Origin of the sequence: Streptococcus sp. 2022WUSS135 (assembly GCF_044427045.1) — a bacterium.
Lineage (GTDB): Bacteria > Bacillota > Bacilli > Lactobacillales > Streptococcaceae > Streptococcus > Streptococcus hashimotonensis.
On the sequence record NZ_JAOTGL010000030.1, the window covers coordinates 1 to 22,822 of the forward strand.

Sequence of the window (22,822 nt, forward strand, 5' to 3'; positions counted from 1 at the left end):
ATTTTCATGCCTTTCTAGTTGTTTTGTGGTTATTATAATTATAAAGCATGAAATGGAAAACGAGCAACTCCTAAGTGGAATTGCTCGTTTTTTATATGTGAGAAGCTAGTTTTTGCCCAGCCTCTTTCGAATTCTTCACTATTTTTAAGCAAAGCTTTGCTCTTTTATTTGGATGCTTCCATCAACCACATCCGCTTCCAGATATTTGACATCAACATGATCCAAATAGTAATCTGTTACCTTGTCTCGAATCTGATTTTCAATTACACGGCGCAGAGGACGGGCTCCCATGGCCTGGTCATAGCCTTCTTCCATCAAGAACTCTTTGGCAGCCTCGGTCACTTCTAACTGAATACCTTTTTTAGACAGAGTCTTATTGACCTGGGCTAACATCAAATCGACGATAGCCTTGAGGTCTTCTTTGCCCAAGTGTTTGAATTCGATAACTGCGTTGAAACGGTTGAGGAATTCTGGACGGAAGAATGGTGCGATGCGGTCCATGATGTCTTGATTTTCTTCACCTTCTGCCATTCCATAACCAAAACCAGCATTTGAAGTCGCGATAATAATGGTATTTTTGAAATTGACTTGGTTGCCCTGTCCATCAGTCAAATGACCATCGTCTAAGACTTGCAAAAGGAGGGTAATCACTTGTGGATCTGCTTTTTCAATCTCATCCAAGAGGACAATGGAGTAAGGATTACGACGAACACGCTCGGTCAGAGTATGAGAGTTGTCATCATAACCGACGTAACCAGCTGTGGTACCGATTAATTTGGAAACGGCGGTCCGATCGCTGTATTCCGACATATCCAAACGAATAATGGCATCCTTGTTACCAAACAAGTCAAGCGCTAACTGTTTTGCCAACTCTGTCTTACCCACACCTGTCGGACCGACAAAGAGGAAGGAACCAATTGGACGGTTGCCGTCATCAAAACCTGCACGATTCCGACGAATGGCACGAGATACTGCTTCCACCGCATCGTCTTGACCGATAACGTTAGCTGCCAGACGATTTTTCAATTCCTTGAGTCGTTCAATGTCAGAAGCTCCCATTTGTGAGACTGGGATACCTGTCATCCGCTCAACCGCCTGAGCCACATCATTAACAGTCGCTACCACTTTCTGCTGCTCCGTATGATTATCAATCTGTTTTTGTAGCTTATCAATACGGACTTTTTCATTCAAGGCTTTTTCATAATCCTCTTTTTCAGCCGCCTCCAACTGTAACTGTTTTGCCTCAGCCATTTCTGCTTCTAAGGTCTGAATATCTGTCACAGGATGTTGTGCAGCCAAGTGAGCAGCAGTCACATCGACCAGGTCAATAGCCTTATCAGGCAAGCTACGTTGTGGAATATATTGGACGGAATAATCAACCGCAGCTCTCAAAACCTCATCTGGCAATTCAATATTGTGGTGGGCTTCATAAAGCGGCTTAATCCCTTTCAAAATCTGGTAGGTATCTTCTGCGGATGGAGCATTGACCTTGACTTCATTGAAACGACGAGCCAGAGCAGCATTCTTGTGAATGGTATTGCGGTATTCGTCCTGTGTAGTCGCACCAATAACGGTCAACTCCCCACGTGACAGGGCTGGTTTGAGAATATCTGCTAAGCCCTTGGAACCTGAGTCTCCACCAGTGCTGCCAGCTCCCAAAATCTGATGAATTTCATCAAAGAAGAGAATGATATTGCCAGCTTTTTTGACTTCATCCACAAGATTCTGCACATTTTCCTCAAAAGCCCCACGATACTGAGTCCCTGCTTCCAAGCCTGAAATGTCGATGGAGATGATTTCCTTGTTCTTAATGGCTGCTGGCACATCACCATTGACAATGGCTTGAGCCAATCCTTCTACTACCGCAGTTTTACCAACACCCGCATCACCGACCAGAACAGGATTGTTCTTGGTACGGCGTGCCAAAATTTCAGAGGTTTCTTGGATTTCCTTATTTCGTCCAATGACTGGATCCAACTTACCTTCACGCGCATCTTGTGTCAAATTGCGACCAAGTTTTGCCAGAATTCCGTCTGACTTTATCTGACCTTTAGCCTGTGTTTGAGCCACTTCTTCTGTCTGTGGCAGGCGACCAGTCTGACGGTAAATGGCAAATTCCTCCGGTGTCACTTCACGCCCATTGATAGAATAACGGCGACGCTCTGTACTATAGCCACCCATATTGCCCATGAGTTGATTGAAAATATCGTCCATATTGTTAAAGTTATTGAAATTGTTGTTCATAGTTTTTACCTCGTTTATAAATTCTATTGTTTTTGACTTTTACTGACCTTTGTTTTAAAAAAATAGCTAGTAGGGTATAATCCTGTCTTTCATATAACCTCCTTAGAAGTTTGTCTTTTACTGACCAATAGGCCCAAGAGTAAGTCAAACCCTTCTCGTTTGACCTAAACTGACCTTTTGTTCAAAGAATTCGTAAGGTCCTTTACCTTACGAATCTTATTTTACATCATTGATCAGTAAAAGTCAATGGTTTTGTTTGACCTTTTTTGACTTTTTGATATAGTCTTTTAGTTTACTTTTAGTACTAGGCAACGAGCCGTAGACATAACTGGAGTTAGGCAAGGTGAGTTAACGACGTAATAAAAGATAAACTAAACGACGATAAAAAATCTACCTGACGGTAGATTCGGTAACTACTAGATGATAATCCCTTCCAAATGGTCCAGTTCATGCTGGACAATCTGGGCTTGGAAATCTGTCAGCTTTAGGCTCTGCCTTTTCCATGAAGCATCAAAAAACTCCACTTCAATCTCCTGATAGCGTGTCGTCGGGCGGGTACCTTCCAGCGACAGGCAACCCTCCTCAGTCTTATAAGGCTTGGCCTTGCTGATGAGGACGGGATTGTACATGACCAGATTGGTGAAGCCCATGTTGACGATGATTATCCGCTTTTTGACGCCAATCATGTTGGCCGCCATGCCCACGCATGCGTGAGCGTTGGCTACCAAAGTATCCTGTAAATCTTGACCTACCTGCACATCTAGCTGAGTCGCAGGCTCAGACTTCTGCTGCAGGAAGAAAATATCTTTCATAATAGGTTGAATCATGGGAACCTCTTTCAATAAAGTATATAGTATTATTTTACTATTTTTTTGATAATTTGAATTATTTTATGCTTTATCGGATGAGGATAATAACGAAAAGTACCAGCTTTTCTCAAAATATAGCCATTAAAGTTCTGTTTAAATCGAAGAACACCATCTGAGCTGTCGAATATCCCTTGAATACCAAGGAAATTATAACGCTTAAGATTTCGTTTTATTGCACGTTGCATCGCCTCATATTGAAGTAAGAAAGGTGCAGATAGGCTTTGAAACTCTGAATATGAGCCACCAAAAAGATAAGTTGCCTCATTCACATCATAAATTATCAGTGCACATGCCAAAAAAATAGGAGCTGTCTGAGTTTGATTTAAAATATTTTGAACCACCTCCTGTTTTTTCAACAATTTCTGCACTTGCTGTGCATACTGTTTTGAATTTCTATCACTTGTTTCTATTTCCTTTTCAATTTGCTTTAGACTGGCTTTCGGGTCAAGTTCTGCAACTAAAAAATCTGCCTGTGTACCAAAGCTTTCAAAAAGACTGTTATAATAACCACTATCTCTATCTTCAAAGCCTTGTCTAGCTCCAGTTTCCTCAATTATTTTTTTGAAAGCTGAAAGCTCCTTATGATTGATACTACGAATCCTGATACCATAACTTTCTGATTTTTTTATGTTTCGCTTACTATTTTTATTGTAGGATTGCAATAACGACGTTGTTGAATACCCTTGCAAATCCTTCACATAATGCCAAACAGGCTCTCCATTTGGATAACCTGTTTGTAAGCCATCATGTTTAAATCCAACTTGCACTAGCTTCTCAATTAGTTGAGTATCTGCTTCACTAATTGGACTCCCTACACTATCAAAGAGTTGATAGGCTTGGGAAGGCTTGACCACCAATTCAAGTACGCCTTCATGCTTAGCATAGTTTTTTAAAGATTGATAAAATTCCTCTAAATAAGCATGATCGGTAACCAGCGGTCCAGAATTCAATTCCATATACAAACCACCAGCCATCTTCTTACAGAAAAGCAAAGTAGAAATAACGATCTCTAATTGTGAATTTTTAAAACCAACATAGCGAACATCGTATCCTCGCTTGGATAGTAATCCAGCCATTTCAATGGATTGAAAAAATGATTTTTCATTTACTTGTTGACAATGCTTTAAAAATTCTTCTTTAGTTATTTGACAAAAAGTCATTATTTTTTCTTCCTTAATTTTTTTCTAATTTCCAGTAAAACTTGAAAAATCTTATATAATATTGGCGAAACAATAAGGTCGAATTCCCCAATATACTCTTCTACTACTGGATTCAAATGTGATTTAAAGTGATAAAGGCCTCCGTCTAAAGTTGGCTCTATTCCTCCTAAATTTTGCCATTTCACACCTCGTTCGAAAGCATACTTTGCTGTCTCCACCCATGTTAGTAAAGCAGGCTGATAATGTTTAAACTTTTCATCCATACCAGCATAGATATTTTCAGATGTTCCTGCAAAATTTATTGTCAAAGTACCAGCCAATGGAACTAGCTTACTCCCGTTACGAGTCAGAGAATTTATCATTTCTAATTCTGTATTTATTCTTCGGGTTTCTTTTTTATAATTTTCAATCTTCGATTGTCTTGTAGTGGACGTGAAGGTCATGGCCTCTTTTACTAATTTTTCTTCAAGATAAGATAACTGTTCATATCTCTCTGCTAAATCCAAATAGGCAACTACAATATAAGAATTTTCTGGATAGGCATTCAATATTTTTTGATAATACTCTCTCCCCCGCAAGCGAATAGATTTGCGCTCCTCAGTCTTTTTTAATAGCTCTGAAAAATCTCTTAACAATTCCTCACGACCAATTCGAATCTCAATACCTTTATTACGCGCCGACCGAATATTTTGTCGAACTCGTTTATTTAGTGATTCCTCTGAGAAAGATTCGCTATATAATACTGCATGACAAGTAGGTTGGATTGTAGCTGACATGGTCTGCACTCGACCAGACCAAATACCTCCCAAATCAACAATCCTATCTTTGACGGCAAGTACATTTAATTCTTCTTCCCTATCTCCTGTTATAGTTTTACTAGATAGTCGAATAAATGGATCAAATTTTATAACAACACTGCGTTCTCGGAGGGCAAATTCTTTAATGGACTTAAATACAAATGATACTAATTCAGCATCTTCATAATCCATTACAGGACCTCTTGGTATATAAATCATCGTAAAACCAAATGGTACTACCAACCTTCTGATAAGAAGAGAAGCAACTGCCACTAATTTCCCATCTTTAAAAAAGCCTAGTCTCTCATTTCGCCACTCACTTTTTACGGTTGCCCACTGACTACTCTGCAACAGGTTAGCCTGTGGTGATTGCTTCACAAATGAATCATGTTCCTCAGCAGATATACCTATTTTATAAGTGTAAAACATTAATTATTCCCCTTGTTCATAATTACTTTTAACGCTAATTAGGAAGGGCTTGCCCGTAGTGTCAAGCCCTGCTATACTAGTATAGCAATCGATTTTGTCAAGTATTTTTACTCAATCATAAAAAAATAACAATGTTTTATTTGTGCCACGAAATCACTTGTGCATATATATGATAGTTTTATTTTGCTTCTAATATTTTAAAATTTAGCAATGTACCTCCAAGTCATAATTGAATTGATATGTACATAGCCAAGATGAACATAAAAAAGCCTAGTTCTCACTAGACTTTCCTTATTTATTCTTGGCAATAAATCGCAATAGCTTGACTGACAAATGCTGCTGTTCCTAGTCCACCTGCTCGGTCAATGTTGGCTGAAAATCGTTCATCTTCAACATACATAAGACCTAGATTTTGCAAGATTTCCTTGGTGCAGGTGTAGAAATTTTCCGTGATATAGGCCTGCAAGTTCGCTACCTGAGCCTGCACATCTGGATAACTGACTTCTAAGCTCAGCATTTTTCCAAAAGCTTCAAAAATAGCCTGCATCTCTTGGGCAAACATCCGGTCCTTGCTGGTATCGTAACCTTCTTCAAACTCGGAATAGACCGAGGTCTGTCCCCACCGCTCCTTGGCCTCCGCCTTGTAGGCTTCTAGTTGACTGCTGTCAAATGCGTGAAAATCCATGACTTCTCCTCCTTTTTCTGTGAGCAATCTGGCGTGATTGATGATGCGATCCAGCCGTTCCCTTTTGAGCTCTAAAAGGGTGATATGGTCCCGCAAGACCTGCTGACGATTGACTTCCGTCACGTCCAGAAGCTGCTGAATATCTTTGAGAGGAAAATCTAATTCACGAAATAAGAGAATTTCTTGCAGACGAGCCAAATTCTCCTGATTATAGTAGCGATAACCATTTTCAGCCACAAATGCTGGTTTGAGCAAACCAATCTGGTCATAGTGGTGCAAGGTCCTCACCGTCAATCCTGTCAACCGACTGACCTGCTTAACTGTCCAATTTTCGTTCATAGAAATCTCCTCTCTATGCCCAGTATAAGGGATAACGTAAGGTGAGAGTCAAGAGAAATATGATTTTTTACCCCTTCTTTGTAACTTCATTCATATAGCCAGCTGTAATTATCCCCGCAGGTAGAGCAACAATCGCAATTCCAATGCTCGAAGAAAACATTGTAATGATTTTTCCTAGCATTGTTGTTGCAAATATGTCACCATAGCCAACAGTAGTTAATGATATAGTCGCCCAATAAATTGCATCAAAAAATGTTTCAAAAGTATCAGGCTCAACCGAAAAAATCAATAAAGCAGTAAAGAAAATATAACCAACAGCCAGGCTTGCTACTAGCAATAATGACTCTTTTTGATTTTGCAAAACGTTCGTCAAAATCTGAATGTTTTTTGAATAGCGGATAACTTTGAAAACTCGAAGTACTCGTCCCATCCGTACAATTTTCAATAATCGAAGACTGTTATTAAAATATAAAAAAGTCGGTAAAATGGACAATAAGTCCACTATTGCTAATAGGCTAAATGGGTAGAACAGAAATGATAGTTTTCCTTTTTGCAATTTGAAGTCAGCTGTTAGCATTCTAAAAAGATAATCCAAGCAAAAAATAGCAGTCGAAGTATAATCCATTAACAAATGAAAAGAATTCGTATGCTTAGACATCAAAGGAATCAAACTAACCACTATTGCAAATAACATTATTAAGTTATAGCAACGTGACAATAAACTATCGTTATCATTTTCTAGAATACAAAATAATTTTTCCCTCATCTCACTCCACCCTCACCGGCACGCGCCCGTAGGTCTGCTCTGCTATTGCGTTAGCGCCCAATTGATAGACCACATCCGCCTGCTGGGTCAGGCTGTCCCAGGGCTCTTTGCCGATCCGCGTCACCAAGTCCACCCGCTCCTTGACCGTCTTGAGATAGGCCTGGCCTCGAGCCGAAAAGCCTAGGACATGGACCGCATCTGGCAAGGGAGCTTCCACCGCATTGACCAGGATGTAGGTCAGCACCCGCCGCACCCGCGCCTTGGTGTAGCGCTTGGTCGCAACGGCATCCACTAACTCCTCCACGGTCGCTGCGCTCCCAATGGCAGAGCGGATACGACTGGCTAGTTCTTCGTTGACCTGAAAGACCTGACTGAGATCTCGGTGGGTCGCAATCTGGTAGCGGAGCAGGGGAAAATAATTTCTCCAGCTTACCTTGGTCGCCTCTTCAAAGAGACTGGCAGACGGTAAAAAGTCACGCACCAAGTCCAACTGGTCAGCACCCTTGCGGATAGCCGTCGCCGAGGCGTAGGTCGTTTCCACCTCTTCCGAATGAAAACCAGCCCCCTGCCGCTGAACTGGACAAAGCTGAATGCCTGTCCCAGCTACCGCCTTAGCGTAAGCCAGAGCCAAAATATGATTGGGTGTATCTCCTGTGAAGGTCAGCCCAGCAAACTCCTGCCACATGGCCTGGGTCTTCTGTGGATAAGAGAGATTGTCTGGCAAGTTTTTCACAAAATTTTCCATCTCTTCCGACTTATCCACATAAATATCCGCAATTTTCTGGTAATCCAGCATTTCTTCCGTACCGAAAACCAGTTTTTCCACACCTAGCCTGTGTAAAATACTGATTGCTCCCTTGGCAAAATGGTCAGCCGACTGGACCGACACCAAAAAGGGCATCTCAACAACAAGATCTGCCCCGTGTTCCAAAGCCATCTGAGCCCGTGTCCACTTATCCACAATGGCTGGCTCACCCCGTTGCATAAAATTGCCAGACATAACCACAATTTTCAAGCCTTCCGCCTGTTCCAGCAGGTATTTATGACCTGTATGGAAGGGATTGTATTCTGCTATTATCCCTGAAATCATGCCTTGACCGCCTTGAAAAACCACCGCTGGCTAGTTTCTGTCGGAGCCTCATCTTCAAAGTCCGCAAAGACTTCCACAGATGCAAAACCAGCTTGTTTCAATAATTCCACATAGGTTTCAATCGGGTAGGTCCGCTCTTCATGGACCTCGTCCCGCCGGATAAATCGCTCCTCTTGACTGTCCTCATCTTTGACAAAGAAGGTCAATTCGTGCACAATGGAATGCTTATGCTCACCTTCATAGGTGTCCCAGACAAAGGCAAAATCCTCGTAGTTTTCATGGTAGCTATAGCCTGCAAACACTTCCTCCATTTGATAGATGGAGTGAACGTCAAAAAGGAAAGTACCACCTTGATTGAGAACAGAGTGAACTCCTTCAAAGACCCGCAAAACAGCTTCTCGGTCTGCCATATAGCACAGACTGTCCGAGTAACAGGTCACCGCATCGAAATCTCCAACACCTTCCAGAGCCATCATATCTGCTTGGGCTAGTTCCATCATGACACCAGCAGCTTCTGCTTTTTTCTGGGCTAATTCCAACATTTCATAGGACAGGTCAAGCCCTGTCACCTCATAGCCCTCTTGAGCAAAACGCACAGCCTGAATACCCGTCCCACAGGCCAATTCTAAAATTGTCTTGGTGTCTTGTGGCAGGTGCCGCAAGCTAAAATCTGTCCATTTATCATACAAGCTATCATCCATGATCTCATCATAGACCGCCGCAAAGGTTTCATAAGTTGCCATATTTTCCTTTCATAAAAAGCAGCCAATCGACTGCTTCATTAACTCACACTGTGTTCAAGAAGTCTATCACTTCTAATCACATAATAGTGAACTCTCTATGGTCACTTTCGAGTGTTAAGGTGACCAGCTGAAACAGTTCCCCGAACTGTTTCACTATTCCTCTTCTAAAAAGTCTGCTACTTCCAGGAAGCTGCCTTCGTGCCATAATTTTTCAAGGTTGTAGAGGTCACGCATTTCTTCTGAGAAGATATGAACGACTACGCCTCCAAGGTCCAATAGGACCCAGCCACCGTTACTATCGCCTTCTACACGGCTACCCTTGATCCCAACTTCCGCTACCTTTTCACGGATGTTTTCCGCAATAGCCTCCAACTGACGACTGTTCATGGAACTGGCAATCACAAAGTAGTCTGTCAGGCTAGTCACGCCTTGAACATCAATTACAGCAAGGTCCTCAGCTCGCTTGTCATCAGCAGCCTGGACCACAACTTTTACTAAATCTAGTTCTTTCATCTTATCCTCTAATTATATTTTCTAATTTATCCACCTGGGCAAAATTCCATGACCAGATGTTTTGGTAGTGGTCAATCAAGTCCTTGGCATCCAATTTTCCTGAATAACCTGTCGTCGTTCCGTCCAGAATCACAGCTACCTTGTAGCCTAGTTCAAAGGCTACTTTAATCGTCGTATCAACACAAAAATTGGTTGCCATCCCCATAATGATGAGCTGCTCAATTCCCTTTTCCTGCAAATAAGCATGAAGCCCCGTTTCCTTGAAGGCGCTATTGAAGGTCTTATCGAAAATCTTCTCACTAGCTAAGGGTGCAACAGTTGAGTGAAGCTCCCAGTCAGCAGTCCCCTTGACCAATTCCTGATCATGATGGCGGACATGGATGACTTCTAGCCCCGTTTGACGAGCTTGAGCAAGGCTATCTTGCCAGAGCCGAAGCCGATTCTCAATCCCATAGGGCTTGCATTCCACAGGCAAATACTGAATGTCAATGACTAATAGTGCTGACTTCATCTTACCTTCCTAACTCTCCGACATAAGCATTATAAGTTTCCAAAGTTTGTGGATAAATGGGAATCCCCTTCTTGGCTAAATAAGAAATGGTTTGGGCTGTTTCATAGGCTACTGCCTTGTCCAAAGACTCTTTTGCAATTCGTCGCGCCTCGTCCACCCCAGGAAAATCCCGATTGGGTTCGATGTAGTCCGCCACATAGAGCACCTTGTCCAGTAAGGTCATCTGCCCAGCACCAATAGTATGTCGTTGAATGGCTTGGAAAATTTCCTCATCTTTCAAGCCAAAATCTTCTGCGATTTTATAGGCACCAACCACACCGTGCCAGATATTATTATCCCAGTTGAGCAAGTCCTTGTCCAAATCATACTTGGCAATCAAGTCCAGAAAGACTTGGTCTTCCACTTCCTTGGCATAATCATGCAAAAGCGCTGCCAGACTGGCTTTTTTCGGATCACAGCCGTATTGGTCTGCCAAGGCAAGCGCCGCCTGCTCCACCCCCAAGACATGTTGGAAGCGCGCTGGCTTCATGGCTACACGGATTTTTTCCAAAAGAGCCTGACGGTCAAATGTCAAATCTGCTGCAATCATTGGTAGAGTCCCTTTTCTTCGATATAGTCCAGAACTTCATGAGGCACCATAAAATTCGGCACCCGCCCTTGCTTGATAAAGCTCCGTACCATGCTGGAGGAAATGTCCATCAAGGGCACATCTACCCAGATAACAGGATAGGAAGTCCCTGCCTTGTAACGAGGACGCTGGACACCTACAAACTGCACCATCTTGACCAATTCATCAATCCTGTGCCATTTTGGCAGGTAGTCTACCATATCTGCACCAATGATGAAATAATAATCCGTATCAGGATTTTTTTCCTTCAGCAATTTCATGGTGTCGTAGGTATAGCTGACACCACGGCGTTCCAGTTCAATGGTTTCAATCCCCAAGCCCTCAATACCTGCAATAGCCATCTTGAGCATGGAATAGCGATGGTATTCGTCAATGGTTTCTTTCTTATCCACATGAGGCGGAATGAATTCTGGCATGAGCAAGACCTCATCCAACTTCAACTGTTGACGGACCTGGTCTGCCACAATCAAATGAGCATTGTGGACAGGATTGAAATTCCCTCCCAGAATCCCCACTTGTTTGCGATTGGTTTCTTTCTTTTCAACCTCTAATTCAACCTTGGTAAAGGGTGTTAAGAGTTCAATAGCCATAGGCTCTCCTTCTTAGATTTCTTTGACCTGTTTGGAAATTTTACGGTTCTCTTTCTTGCTAGATTGTTTGAATAAAATCAAAATGCGACCGATTTTTTGGACCGTATCCACACCGATTTCTTCTTCCAAGATTTCAGCTACTTCGTGGATGTTTTCATCCGTATTTTGTAGCAAGGTCACCTTGATCAATTCACGCGCATCCAACGCCTGACGAACACTGGTTTTAATCTGGTCATTGAGACCATTTTTCCCAATCTGAATGATGGGTTTGAGACTGTGTGCCTGACTGTTCAAAAAGGCACGTTGTTTTGAAGTTAATGACATCTATTTTTCCTATGTTTCTATATTTATTGGCTAACAAATGTAACCAGGACTCACATCTAGATAATCGCCTTGCGGATCACCACATCCACACCCTTAGGTGCCCAAGCTGCAATCTTAGCCTTTTCATTGACACGAATCCAACCAAGACCTGAGAAGACCACATCCGTCTTTTCGTTGATGGTAAATTCATGACGGACCAATTCAGGAAATTCTTTCAATTCCTTGCTGGTTGGCGGCACTAAAAGTGAGCCCGCATGTTTCTGATAAAACTCGCTAGCTCCCTGCAGTTTGGTGCGGTGGAGCTGCAATTCATTGTCAAAGAAGGCCGTAAAGCCTTGGCGTTCACCAGCCACAAAGTCAAATCGTCCCAGACCAGCCAAGAACAAGGTTTGTTCTGGATTGAGCTGGTAGGTCTTTGGCTTGATTTCTTTGCGAGGGCTGATGTACTTGAGGTTTTTAGCCGTCAAATAATGGGCCATCTGGTGACGATGGATAATTCCTGGCGTGTCATAGATGTATGAACCATCATCCAGAGGAATTTCAATCTTATCCAGCGTTGTTCCAGGGAAACGTGAAGTCGTAATGACATCCTTGTCCCCTGTGATTTCTTGGATAATAGCATTGATCAAGGTTGATTTGCCGACGTTGGTCACGCCGACCACATAGACATCCCGTCCCTTGCGGTGTTGTTCAATCTTTTCAATCAAATCCTTGATAGCCTGCTTGTTTTGAGCAGAAGTCAAGACCACATCAACTGGTCGCATGCCGATTTCATGCGCCCGCTCGGTCAACCACTGAGTGACCTTGCCTGTCTTGACAGACTTGGGTAAAATGTCCTGCTTGTTGCCGACCAAAAGTACATCGTTGCCTGAAATAAAGCGAGGCAAACCTGGAATGACTGAACCATTGAAATCAAAAATATCAATGACATTAACCACCAAAGCATCACTTTCTCCTACGCTATGGAGGAGTTTTAAGAAATCGTCATCCGAGATATTGACATCTGAAATCTCATTGTAATGGCGCAAACGGAAACAACGTTGGCAGTAGAGTTGCCCTGTTTCCAGGCCTTTTTCTAGGGCTGATTGAGGTGTAAAACCAGCGACAGACTTGTCTAGCGTCTGAATCTGGGCACCACAGCCGATACAAAATAATTCTTCCACTTACATCTCCCTCTTGTAGTCTATCGCCCCATATTTGGCGATGATTTTCTTCATGGTCCGTCGTTCACGCCAACGGTTAATCTGCGTATTGATAGAGTCCGTCTTTATCAAAGGTTTGACCAAGACAGACTTGAGACCTGCTCGCTTAGCAGCCCGAATATCCGTCATCAACTGATCGCCAATCATGATCACTTCATGTGGCTGGACATTAAAGCGTTTCAGGGCACGGTTAATCCCAAAGGTGAAAGGCTTGAGAGCGAAGGCTTCAAATTCAATCCCAAATTTTTCAACCGCCCGTTTGACACGTTCGTATTTATTGTTAGACACCACCACAACAGGAATGCCTGCGTCTCGCAAATCATGTAACCACTGGCGCATCTCTGGCGTTCCATCGGGATTGTTCCATGCAATCAAGGTATTATCCAAGTCAACAAACACTACTTTTATGCCATGTTTTTTCAAGCTTTCGACGGTCACGTCATAAGCCTTTTCCAAGGCAAAATCCGGCATGTAATTTTCTAAACTCACTATCGTCTCCAAAGTTTTTTATCGGATAATTATACCATTTTTCTAAGAAAAATGCGAATGGATAGCAGAAAACACTCGGATCAACCGAGTGCCTTCTGGAGGTAATCTAATGGTAGTTGTAAATTAAATCTACCCTTCTTCCAAAATCCAATCTTTCGGAATGAAAATCATATGGGTTAGCAACCAATCAATATCAAGAGTAAATTTTGAAAAAGCAAAACCGATTTGCTCTACTCTTGACTCATCCTCATCCAACCCCAAAATGGTAAGAGCATGTCCATAATTTGCATGACTATCATCGAATAGACGCCATGCGAGAGCGCAATAAATTAACTTCTTAGCATCATAGAGACTGTAACGCTGTCTGTACTCTGAAAATGATTGACAGTCCTTACCTTTGGGTTCAACTCCTTTGGTTTTAGCAATGGCAATCAAGCTATCATAATTCTGATAACGCAAAGTACTATTCAAGGATTGGGCTAAACGAACGGCATAATCCAATGCTAAATCACTCACCTCAACAGCCACAGTTCTCAATTCTTTACGTAGGGGATTCAATAGAGACGCAGCAGTTTCTAGTCTGTATACCGGACTTTAGCAAACAAAAATGAAAACAGCCGAACATGTCGACTGCTTCCATGGATATTATATGAAAAAGAATAAATATATTGTACCTTCCAATGCTTAAACAAACCTTAACTTCTAAACATTTCTGAATAAACTTCGATTATTATTCTGTAATTTATTTCAAATTCAAAGCTACCTTACCAAAATAATCTCGTTCCATGTACTTGATTGATTGGTAATGATTCTAATAACGTTGGCACATTTTCCACAGTCAATCCACCGCCAACAAGAACTTCAATTTTTCCATCCGCATAGGCTTGAATGTCTCGTAACCAATCGATATTCTGCAAAGCTGAACCTGTCAGACTTCCACGCGTCAAAATCCGTGTCACTCCATGTTCTGCCAGCCAATCAAGAGCCTCAAATTGGCGTTCGTGAGGAATTTGGTCAAAAGCCATGTGAAAGACAATCTGACAGTCCTGCGAAACAGCAAACAGTCTTTCCAAGGCTGCTTCGTCCAACCAATTTTCCTCGGTTAACAAACCATAAACCAGACCATCTGAACCTAGTTCAATCGCTACTTTACAATCTTCAACCATCATTTCCACCTCAGCTTCATCGTAGCAAAAATCTCCACCTCGAGGGCGAATCATGGTCATGACTGTGGCTTCATTCTCATGAGCCAGTTGACAAACATGTTTGATTACTCCATAACTCGGCGTCGTTCCTCCGACTGCCAAATTATCACAGAGTTCAATCCGTTTAGCTCCTAGGGATAGGGCCTTCATCACACCTACATGATTTTCGGAACAAAATTCTTTAATCATCTTTATTCCTTTCAAGTTTTTTCTTTAGTATAACAAAAAAAGAGTATATTAACCAATACTCTTTTGGGCAACCAATATATCTTTTAAAGAAATAAGTAAAACAGCAAGTAAAATCAACAACATTCCAACAAAATCAATTGCATAAAATTGCTCATTGACCAACCATACCGCAAAAAAGACAGATGCAATCGGCTCAATCGAGGCCAAAAGACTACCATTGACAGGACCAACCAAACTGACGCCTTTAAGAAAGGCAGTATAGGCAAAAATCGTCCCGACTCCGACAATACCTAGCAGACCCAGGAAACTTCCACCATCAATAGGAAGACGATGCTGCCAAGTTTGCAAACCAAGCGTGACTACAAAACCACCCATTAACATCCCTAAACCAATCACTGTTATACTGCCGTATTGACGGATCAATTTACCTGGCAAAATAATATATAGCGCATAAGTAAAAGCTGAGAAGATTCCCCAGAACAAACCGATTGGAGTCACTGCCAATTCATCTAATTTGCCATGAGTCGCAATCAAAAAAGTTCCTGCTACGGCTAAGAGAATTGAAATCAACTCAATCCCTGATGGTTTTTCCCTATTTTTCAAACAGGTATAAGCCAAGACTAAGATAGGGCAAAGGTATTGTAAAACCGTAGCCGTTCCCGCATTGGTATGATAGATGGCTTGTAAATAAGCCATCTGGTTAAGAACCAGACCCAACATCGCAAAAACAAAAATTCCCAACAAGGCTTTTCTATTTTTCAACACTATCAACAGCTGTTCTTTCGCTGTAGCATAAGCCAGGCCAACAAGAAAGAATCCCGATACCAACAAACGCAGGGAGGTAATCATATCCACTGAAACACCACGTGACATCAAGTACTGTCCACTCACTCCAGACAAGCCCCAGGCTATACCTGCTATTAATGTAATCAGTGTCCCCAATCTCTTTTCTGCCATCATATCTCCTTCTCACACTGTGAATACTTCCATTATACCAAAAGAGCAGGACACCGTCCCACTCTTTGCTGTCATTATTGTTTGAGACCCACAAACTCTACAAATCGCATAAAGGCTGCCTGTCCTTCTGGAGTACGTTTGTAGACCCCTGCATCTTCCAATACACGCGCGAAAATTTGTCCCACTGATTCACGAACAACTTGATTGACAGTTTCTTCCGTCACATCTGGGTGAGCTGTTTTCAGACTTTCCGCCCAAGACTGATGATAGTCAGCCACCTGACTAGCTTGACCCAGTAAAAATTTTTCTACTTCAGCCAATTCTGCCTTTAAGCGTGGAGGTAAAATCGCCAAGCCCATGACCTCAATCAAGCCGATATTTTCTTTCTTGATATGTTGCACATCTGGATGTGGATGATAGATGCCATCTGGAAACTCTTCTGAAGTCTGATTGTCGCGGAGAACCAAATCCAGCTCGTACAAATCTCCTCGTTTCCGAGCAATCGGGGTGATGGTATGATGGGGAGTTCCATCCGTCTCAGCCTTAATCTGAACGCTATCATCTGAGTAGCTCCGCCATTTTTCCAAAATCTTAGTCGCTAAACCAAGAAGCGATGCCTTATCTGCTGAACTTAAGCGAATGACCGACATGGGCCACTTGACAATCCCTGCCGAAACGGACTCAAAGCCGTCGAAGACCAGCTGGCCTTCTATCGGTGCCTTTTCCATGGCAAAACTGTGCCGCCCACCCTGATAGTGATTGTGGGTCAAGATGGAACCACCCGAGATTGGTAGGTCTGAGTTGGAGCCGACAAAATAGCCTGGCAACAAATCCAACAAGTCCAAGAGCTGCTCAAATGTTCGCGGACTAATGACCATCGGCACATGTTCCTGATTTAGGAAAATAGCATGTTCATTGTAGTAAGCATAAGGCGAATACTGGAAGCCCCACTTTTCCTGACCAAGATCCAAGCGAATAATGCGGTGGTTGGCGCGTGCAGGGTGATTAATCCGACCCTGATAGCCCTCATTTTCCATACAGAGTAGACATTTGGGATAATTGCTTGCTTCAGCTTTCGTAGCCGCTGCAATAGACTTAGGATCCTTCTCAGGTTTGGACAGATTGATTGTGATTTCCAAATCCCCATACTCTGTCGAAACTTGATAATAGATATTTTTCGCAATCGCAGCCATCTTGATATAGTCATTGCGCTTGCTCAATTCATAGAAGTCGCCAATCGCTTGCTCTGGACTGTCCTGATAGGTCTGCCAAAAATCACGATTGACCTGACTCGGACTCGGTGTCATCAAATCCATCAAACAAGCCCCAACCATGTCCTGCTCTTCCAGCAATTCACCCACAAAACCAGTTCGAACTCCATGAGCCAATAGTTCATCTTTTAATTCAATCAAGTCCTCTAAATCTGTTTGAACAGTCAGAACCTGGTCTCCCACCAAAGCTAAGACCCGATTGCGCAGGTAAAGAGCATCCATTTCCTCAAAATCACTGTTGGCAATGACCTGCTCAACAAAACGCTCCACCAATCCTGTCATCATTTCTCCAATCTATTATTAAAAATAGTCTTTCAGTTTAAGAAAAGGCTAGGAAACAAGCCAATACCACTTCTCAACGTTCGTCGCATCCAGTCGATAAACTTACATATAAGTCACTTCTGTCAACCTAATAAAAGACAAAATGAATGTCTATAAGACGCGAGAGCCTCCAGCAATTTCCGCTACATAGAAGCTTGGTTCATAGCCAACGACCTCAGTATAGGTCTTACCAACATTTTCAGTAAAGGCATCAACCTTGTCCTTATGAACAATGGCAATACCACAGCCACCGAAACCAGCTCCTGTCATCCGAGCACCAAGAACGCCTTCTTGCTCCCAAGCTGTATGAGCCAAGGTATCCAATTCCAAACCTGTCACTTCATAATCATGTTCCAAAGAGACATGAGAAGCATTGACCAAACGACCAAAGGTTGCCAAATCTCCTTCTTCCAAGGCCTTACGAGCCTGCAAGGTCCGTTGATTTTCTAAGACAGCATGGCGGGCACGCTTGATACGATTTTCATCCTTAATCAAATAACTATATTGATCAAAGGTCCATTCATCCAATTCTCCCAGAGTTTGAATATTCAAGACTGCATTCAATTCTTCCACTGCTTTTTCACATTCCGCACGACGCTCATTGTACTTAGAATCTGCCAATTCACGACGCTTGTTGGTGTTCATGATGACAATCACATGGTCACCCAAGTCAAGTGGCACCAATTCATACTCCAAGCTATTGGTATCAAGGTAAATCGCCCGATTATCCGCTCCCATACCGATAGCAAACTGGTCCATGATACCAGAATTGACACCGATAAAGTGATTTTCCGTTTGTTTCCCAATTTTTACCAAATCAAGGCGAGTCAATTCTAGACCATACATTTCTTCTGCGATGATGCCAATCAAGAGTTCCAGAGAAGCTGATGATGACAAGCCTGAACCATTTGGAATGTTACCGTAAACAAAGACTTCCATACCTGTATCAATGCCATGTCCTGCTTCTTGCAAGAACTTAAGAACACCTTTGGCATAGTTGGTCCAGTTGTCCGCCTTATCAAAGACCAGATTGTTCAAATCCACTTCAATAATTCCAAGTTCTTCAAAGTTTGCGGAATAAAAACGTAGAAGCTGGTCGTCACGTTTGCGAGCAGCACCGTAGGTCCCCAAGGTAATAGCCGCAGGAAAAACATGACCACCGTTATAGTCAGTATGCTCACCAATCAAGTTAATCCGACCCGGTGAGAAGAAAGTTGCATCAGCCTCTTGTCCAAAAACATCGAGAAAGGCTTGCTTGAGTTGTTCTTTATCCATAAGAACCTCCTAGATTTTGTAATCGTTTTCTTTTATTGTACAACTCAAGAATTTAAAAGTCAATATTTTTACTAAATTTTTACTAATTTTATTTTTTATGCTATACTAGAGACAAATAAACAGGAGAAAAACATGGTTACTATCAAAGAAATCGCCGAAAAAGCTCAACTATCCTCTGCCACCATTTCCAGAGTTCTCAAGGGAGACCTGACCCTATCCGTCAGCCCAGAAACCCGCGACCGCATTTTCAACTTGGCACAGGACCTGGGCTACACCAAACACCTCAAAAAACAAGCACCCCAACAAAAAGGCACCATCGGTATTGTCCAATGGTACACCGAAAGCGAAGAGCTGGCTGACCTCTACTACTATTCCATCCGTGCCAGCATCGAGCAGACCGCCAGCCTTCTCGGCTATCAAATCATCCGCTCCTTCAACGACTTGACCAATCCCCTCCTTCAAGGATTGGACGGCATCATCGCAGTTGGTAAATTTTCTTCTGGGCAAATAGCAGAGCTGACCAACTTGTCTTCCAAGCTGATTTTTGTGGATTCTGATACGCTGACCGAGGGATTCTCCTGTATCACGACTGACTTTGAACACTCTGTTCAGACAGTTATCGACCACTTCCGTTCACAAGGTCTAACTGATATTGGACTCCTAGTCGGACAGGAAGAAACCACAGACGGACACCAACTGCCAACAGACCCCCGCCTGACTGCCTTCCGGACCTATCTAGACTCCTTGGGCATGCTCCAAGAAGACTACATCTACCAAGGAAAGTTCTCCACCCAGTCGGGCTATGAGCTGATGAGCCAGGCTATTGCCAACCTGGGTGACCAGCTGCCCCCAGCCTTCTTCATGGCAAACGACACTCTGGCTGTCGGTGCCCTTAGAGCCCTACAGGAACGTCAAATCGCAGTGCCAGAACGGGTCCAACTCATCACCTTTAACGATACAGCCATCACGCGCCAGGTCTATCCAGCCCTGTCTTCTATCAGTGTCTTCACAGAAGAAATGGGACAGGAAGCCATGCAACTGCTGGACCGTGTCATAACAAGTCCGCAGCCCCACCACCCCCGCAAAATCAAGCTGGGTACCCAGCTGGTTATACGGGAAAGTTCTTACTAATAAGGTATAAGAAAAATCTTCCTACCAAATTTTTTCGATAGGAAGTTTTTTTATTTTAGTATTGTCTTCTAGCTCTATCAGCATCTGTTCTAGCTTGTGCCGCCCTCAATTGGTCTTGATGATGTTGGGTCTGTCTTGCACGTTCAGCTGCTATTTGAGCCCGCCTTTCTGCCTCAATCATTTTTCTACGTGCTTCTTCATTCTCCGCAGCAGCTACATCTAGTGAGTTATTATCAACTGGGACCGTTCCGCTTGGTCCCATTTCTCTCATTGTTTTATACAATTCTTTTTCGAGATAATTCAAAAACGGTCTCATCAAACGAAACGTAAATACAGATAGTTTCCAATAGACTTTAAGGATTGACTTTACAATGTTCATCACTTACCCTCTACGTCTTCTTGCAGCTGCAAGACCAAGACCAGATAATACTGCCACACCTGCGAGCGCCAATAGACTTGTTTGCTCCCCTGTGTTTGGCAAGGTCTTAGCTCGTTCGACACGTGAGTAGGTCACTTTTTCTCCAGTAGCTGTTTGTGTCACGGCTACACCTGCTTGTGGGTTCGCCACCACAACTTTACCGTCAACAACCTTCACATCTTGACTTTTTGCAACGGCATCTTTAACCAAGTTAACATCGACAGCTGGTTTTGTTTCAGCAGTTGGTGCTGTTTTTGGTACTGCAACAATGGTTCCATCTGGAAGAGTAGCAATGATGTTATCTTTTGCTTTGTCTTCAAGGTCTTTAACTGTTGCGTATTCAGCTTGAAGTTCTGCCAATTTAGCTTTTTCTTCGTTGAGTTTAGTAGTAAGTGCTTCAAGTTTAGCTTGAGCAGTTTCAGCTTTAGCTTGTGCTTCAGCAAGAGTAGCTTGTTTTGCTGTGAGAGTTGCTTGTGCTTCAGCAAGAATTGCAGGAGCATTCAAGTAATCGTTCAATTCTTCAGCAAGTGCTTTAGCTTCTTCAACCAAGCGGTCTTTTTCTGCAAGGAGTGCAGTACGCTCTTTGTTCAAGCTATTAAGGGTTGCTTGTTGGCTTGCAAGGTTAGCTTGAGCTGTTTTAAGAGCTTCAGCCTTAGAGTTTGCAGTAGCTTGTGCTGTAGCAAGTTCAGCTTTGGCAGTATCAAGAGCTGCTTTCTTTTCAGCAAGATTTGCTGAGAAGTTGTCAACAGCTTTTTGAGCGTCAGCTTTGCGAGCTTCAGCGTTTTGAAGAGCAATTGTTGCAAGAAGTAGGTTATTTTCTGCTACCTGTGTTTGAAGCGGTGTGGCAGTAGCATCAGCAAGGACTTTCTCTGCCTGTGTTTTAGCTTCAAGTGCGGTAGCGTAATCTGAGCTTGCTTGGGTCAACTTAGCTTTTGCTTCATCAGATGCAGTTTGGGCTGCTGTAAGAGCTGCTTGAGCTTGAGTGAGTGCGGCTTGAAGTGCTGCTGGGTCATTTGGGTTGGTGATTTCAGTACCACCAGCTGTTTGGATAACGCTGATGATGTGAAGTTGACTATTTACTTTCACAACGTCAACACCGATATGATTACCTTTGAGGTTGTTCTTCAAGTGACCCCAGTTTGATGGTGCATCAGCGAATGTTTGTCCCATGATAGCATTGTACATCAGCTGTTTGAGGTCATACATTGTTACGGTATCAGTTGTTGAGTATACAGTTGAGATGTTTTCTCCAGTGTAGTCACCAGCGATGTGACCGTCTTGTGCAACAGATGTACCACGAGCAACGTACTTAGCACCTTGATTTTTAGCAGAATCCATTGCTGCGTCAGTAACTGTGATGTCTGAAATGCCAAGTTTTGTACGGATTTCAGTCAATACTTGAGCTGCATAAAGGCTTAATTTTTGTTGTTGGTCAACTGTGAGTTTACCAATTGCAACAACATCAGCTTTATCATCTTCACCAATCTTAGTTGAAGATTGTTCAATAGCAGTAGCACCAGAATCAGTCATAAAGTCTGAATCGCCTGACGCTTTATCAGCTTTGAATTGAGTCAAGTCTGCGATTGTAACAGTATCCACATTTGCAAGAGCGTCTGTTGCTGATTTGACAGCGTCAGTAGCCTTACTTACTGCTTCAGTTGTTGTTTTAACAGTATCTTGTGCAGTAGTCAATTTTGCTTTTGCTGTATTAACAGCGTCTGTTTTGACTGCAACGTCAGTTGTTGCTGCATCAATCTTAGTTTGACGGTCTGCATCTGCCTTTTTAGCTGTATCAACGGCTGTAGTAGCAGTTGTAACATTATCTTGTGCTGTTTTGACATCAGCTGTAGCTTGGTCAAGAGTTGCTTGAGCTTCCGCAAGACCAGTACCAGAAAGAGCATCTTGTGCTGCTTTGACATCAGCTTCTTTAGATGCTACTGTGGCATCTGCTTGGTCTTTTTCTGCTTGGGCAGTATTGACAGCTGTTTGAGCATCTGCAACAGCTTGTGTTTGTGCTGTGATTTCAGCGTTAACTTCATCTGTTTCAGCAGCGTTAGCTGTTTGGTCAGCAAGGTTAGCTGTTTGGTCAGCAAGGTTAGCTGTTTGGTCAGACTGGTTAGCTGCAATGTTTTCTGGTGTTGCTTTAGCAGCGTTTGCTTCAGCGTCTTTAACAGCTTGGGTTGCAGTATCAACAGCAGATTGTGCGTTAGACAGGTCTGAATTTGCAAACTGTGCTTGATGATTTGCAGTTTCTACTTGAGCTTGGACATCAGCTACAACTTGTGCTTGTGCGTCTACTTCTGATTTTGCTTCAGCAGCAGTTTTTGGTGTTTCAACAGCAGTAGTTTCCGCTGCTGGTGTTTCAGTTGTAACTGGTTTTACTTCCTCAGCGAATACTGGTGCAGAAGTAGCACCGATTGCTGTTGCGATTGCCGCACCTGTTGCGAATGTTTTGATTGATTTTTTGTTCATAGTTTTTTCTCCTGAGTTGCTGTTAGGATTGAGGCTGGGCAAAAACTAGCTTCTCACATATAAAAAACGAGCAATTCCAATTAGGAGTTGCTCGTTTTCCATTTCATGCTTTATAATTATAATAACGACAAAACAACTAGAAAGGCATGAAAATGTATAAACAGTATAACACAAATCAGTTAAGTTTGGAATTAAATATTGCTT

The 22,822-nt window shown here is 42.7% G+C and carries 23 protein-coding genes; 1 reads left to right on the forward strand and 22 read right to left on the reverse strand.

Annotation, left to right across the window (positions count from 1 at the left end; genetic code table 11):
- Positions 1 to 144 precede the first annotated feature (144 nt).
- The 20 genes from ODU45_RS08485 to ODU45_RS08580 form a co-directional block, all read right to left on the reverse strand.
- Positions 145 to 2,244 (reverse strand): ATP-dependent Clp protease ATP-binding subunit, encoded by a 2,100-nt coding sequence (locus ODU45_RS08485; RefSeq protein WP_398581125.1) that lies wholly within the window; start codon positions 2,242 to 2,244, stop codon positions 145 to 147.
- A gap of 416 nt (positions 2,245 to 2,660) precedes the next feature.
- Positions 2,661 to 3,071 (reverse strand): peptide deformylase, encoded by a 411-nt coding sequence (locus ODU45_RS08490; protein WP_174853938.1) that lies wholly within the window; start codon positions 3,069 to 3,071, stop codon positions 2,661 to 2,663.
- Positions 3,072 to 3,100: 29 nt separating this feature from the next.
- Positions 3,101 to 4,273: a peptidoglycan bridge formation glycyltransferase FemA/FemB family protein gene (locus ODU45_RS08495; protein WP_172030149.1), complete on the reverse strand. Its 1,173-nt coding sequence runs from the start codon at positions 4,271 to 4,273 to the stop codon at positions 3,101 to 3,103.
- Entirely contained in the window at positions 4,273 to 5,499 is a 1,227-nt protein-coding gene (locus tag ODU45_RS08500) for a peptidoglycan bridge formation glycyltransferase FemA/FemB family protein (RefSeq protein WP_024414697.1), read from the reverse strand. Before ODU45_RS08500 ends, ODU45_RS08495 begins: the two co-directional genes overlap by 1 nt.
- 295 nt (positions 5,500 to 5,794) lie before the next feature.
- Entirely contained in the window at positions 5,795 to 6,523 is a 729-nt protein-coding gene (locus tag ODU45_RS08505; protein ID WP_398581126.1) for a MerR family transcriptional regulator, read from the reverse strand.
- Between the two features lie 67 nt (positions 6,524 to 6,590).
- Entirely contained in the window at positions 6,591 to 7,289 is a 699-nt protein-coding gene (locus ODU45_RS08510; protein ID WP_398581127.1) for an ion transporter, read from the reverse strand.
- 1 nt (position 7,290) lies between these two features.
- On the reverse strand, positions 7,291 to 8,379 hold the full coding sequence (locus ODU45_RS08515) for a nucleotidyltransferase (protein WP_398581128.1): 1,089 nt from the start codon (positions 8,377 to 8,379) through the stop codon (positions 7,291 to 7,293).
- The gene (locus ODU45_RS08520; RefSeq protein ID WP_398581129.1) at positions 8,376 to 9,122 is read right to left on the reverse strand and encodes a class I SAM-dependent DNA methyltransferase; all 747 of its coding nucleotides are present in this window, start codon (positions 9,120 to 9,122) and stop codon (positions 8,376 to 8,378) included. Before ODU45_RS08520 ends, ODU45_RS08515 begins: the two co-directional genes overlap by 4 nt.
- A 153-nt stretch (positions 9,123 to 9,275) precedes the next feature.
- Complete coding sequence (gene rsfS, locus ODU45_RS08525; RefSeq protein ID WP_398581130.1) at positions 9,276 to 9,635, reverse strand: ribosome silencing factor; 360 nt, start codon at positions 9,633 to 9,635, stop codon at positions 9,276 to 9,278.
- Position 9,636: 1 nt separating this feature from the next.
- Positions 9,637 to 10,146, reverse strand: coding sequence for a cysteine hydrolase family protein (locus ODU45_RS08530; protein ID WP_205026560.1), 510 nt, complete (start codon positions 10,144 to 10,146; stop codon positions 9,637 to 9,639).
- A 1-nt stretch (position 10,147) separates the two neighbouring features.
- Positions 10,148 to 10,735, reverse strand: a complete 588-nt coding sequence (gene yqeK, locus ODU45_RS08535; RefSeq protein ID WP_205026561.1) for a bis(5'-nucleosyl)-tetraphosphatase (symmetrical) YqeK — start codon at positions 10,733 to 10,735, stop codon at positions 10,148 to 10,150.
- Positions 10,732 to 11,364: a nicotinate-nucleotide adenylyltransferase gene (locus ODU45_RS08540; protein ID WP_099831152.1), complete on the reverse strand. Its 633-nt coding sequence runs from the start codon at positions 11,362 to 11,364 to the stop codon at positions 10,732 to 10,734. The genes yqeK and ODU45_RS08540 overlap by 4 nt, the downstream gene beginning before the upstream one ends.
- A gap of 12 nt (positions 11,365 to 11,376) precedes the next feature.
- Positions 11,377 to 11,688 carry a ribosome assembly RNA-binding protein YhbY gene (yhbY, locus tag ODU45_RS08545; RefSeq protein WP_004195298.1) on the reverse strand — a complete coding sequence of 104 codons (312 nt, stop codon included), beginning with the start codon at positions 11,686 to 11,688 and terminating at the stop codon, positions 11,377 to 11,379.
- Between the two features lie 56 nt (positions 11,689 to 11,744).
- Positions 11,745 to 12,851, reverse strand: a complete 1,107-nt coding sequence (gene yqeH / locus ODU45_RS08550) for a ribosome biogenesis GTPase YqeH (RefSeq protein WP_205026562.1) — start codon at positions 12,849 to 12,851, stop codon at positions 11,745 to 11,747.
- Positions 12,852 to 13,379: a YqeG family HAD IIIA-type phosphatase gene (locus ODU45_RS08555; protein ID WP_398581131.1), complete on the reverse strand. Its 528-nt coding sequence runs from the start codon at positions 13,377 to 13,379 to the stop codon at positions 12,852 to 12,854. It abuts the gene before it with no gap.
- A 129-nt stretch (positions 13,380 to 13,508) separates the two neighbouring features.
- Positions 13,509 to 13,907 (reverse strand): hypothetical protein, encoded by a 399-nt coding sequence (locus ODU45_RS08560; protein ID WP_398581133.1) that lies wholly within the window; start codon positions 13,905 to 13,907, stop codon positions 13,509 to 13,511.
- Positions 13,908 to 14,143: 236 nt separating this feature from the next.
- Positions 14,144 to 14,773, reverse strand: coding sequence for a copper homeostasis protein CutC (locus ODU45_RS08565; protein ID WP_398581134.1), 630 nt, complete (start codon positions 14,771 to 14,773; stop codon positions 14,144 to 14,146).
- A 48-nt stretch (positions 14,774 to 14,821) separates the two neighbouring features.
- Positions 14,822 to 15,730 carry a DMT family transporter gene (locus ODU45_RS08570; protein WP_398581135.1) on the reverse strand — a complete coding sequence of 303 codons (909 nt, stop codon included), beginning with the start codon at positions 15,728 to 15,730 and terminating at the stop codon, positions 14,822 to 14,824.
- A gap of 74 nt (positions 15,731 to 15,804) precedes the next feature.
- Positions 15,805 to 17,286 (reverse strand): UDP-glucose--hexose-1-phosphate uridylyltransferase, encoded by a 1,482-nt coding sequence (gene galT, locus ODU45_RS08575; RefSeq protein ID WP_398581136.1) that lies wholly within the window; start codon positions 17,284 to 17,286, stop codon positions 15,805 to 15,807.
- Between the two features lie 147 nt (positions 17,287 to 17,433).
- A complete protein-coding gene (locus ODU45_RS08580; protein WP_053867101.1) occupies positions 17,434 to 18,597 on the reverse strand; it encodes a galactokinase in 1,164 nt (387 codons plus the stop codon).
- A gap of 132 nt (positions 18,598 to 18,729) precedes the next feature.
- On the opposite strand from ODU45_RS08580, the gene ODU45_RS08585 reads away from it, so the two are divergent.
- Positions 18,730 to 19,728, forward strand: coding sequence for a LacI family DNA-binding transcriptional regulator (locus ODU45_RS08585; RefSeq protein WP_398581137.1), 999 nt, complete (start codon positions 18,730 to 18,732; stop codon positions 19,726 to 19,728).
- Positions 19,729 to 19,783: 55 nt separating this feature from the next.
- Here ODU45_RS08585 and ODU45_RS08590 read toward each other — a convergent pair whose 3' ends face one another.
- Together ODU45_RS08590 and ODU45_RS08595 are read right to left on the reverse strand one after the other, a co-directional pair.
- Positions 19,784 to 20,032, reverse strand: a complete 249-nt coding sequence (locus ODU45_RS08590; RefSeq protein WP_153059425.1) for a hypothetical protein — start codon at positions 20,030 to 20,032, stop codon at positions 19,784 to 19,786.
- 78 nt (positions 20,033 to 20,110) lie between these two features.
- Entirely contained in the window at positions 20,111 to 22,618 is a 2,508-nt protein-coding gene (locus tag ODU45_RS08595; protein WP_398581138.1) for an SEC10/PgrA surface exclusion domain-containing protein, read from the reverse strand.
- Positions 22,619 to 22,822 lie beyond the last annotated feature (204 nt).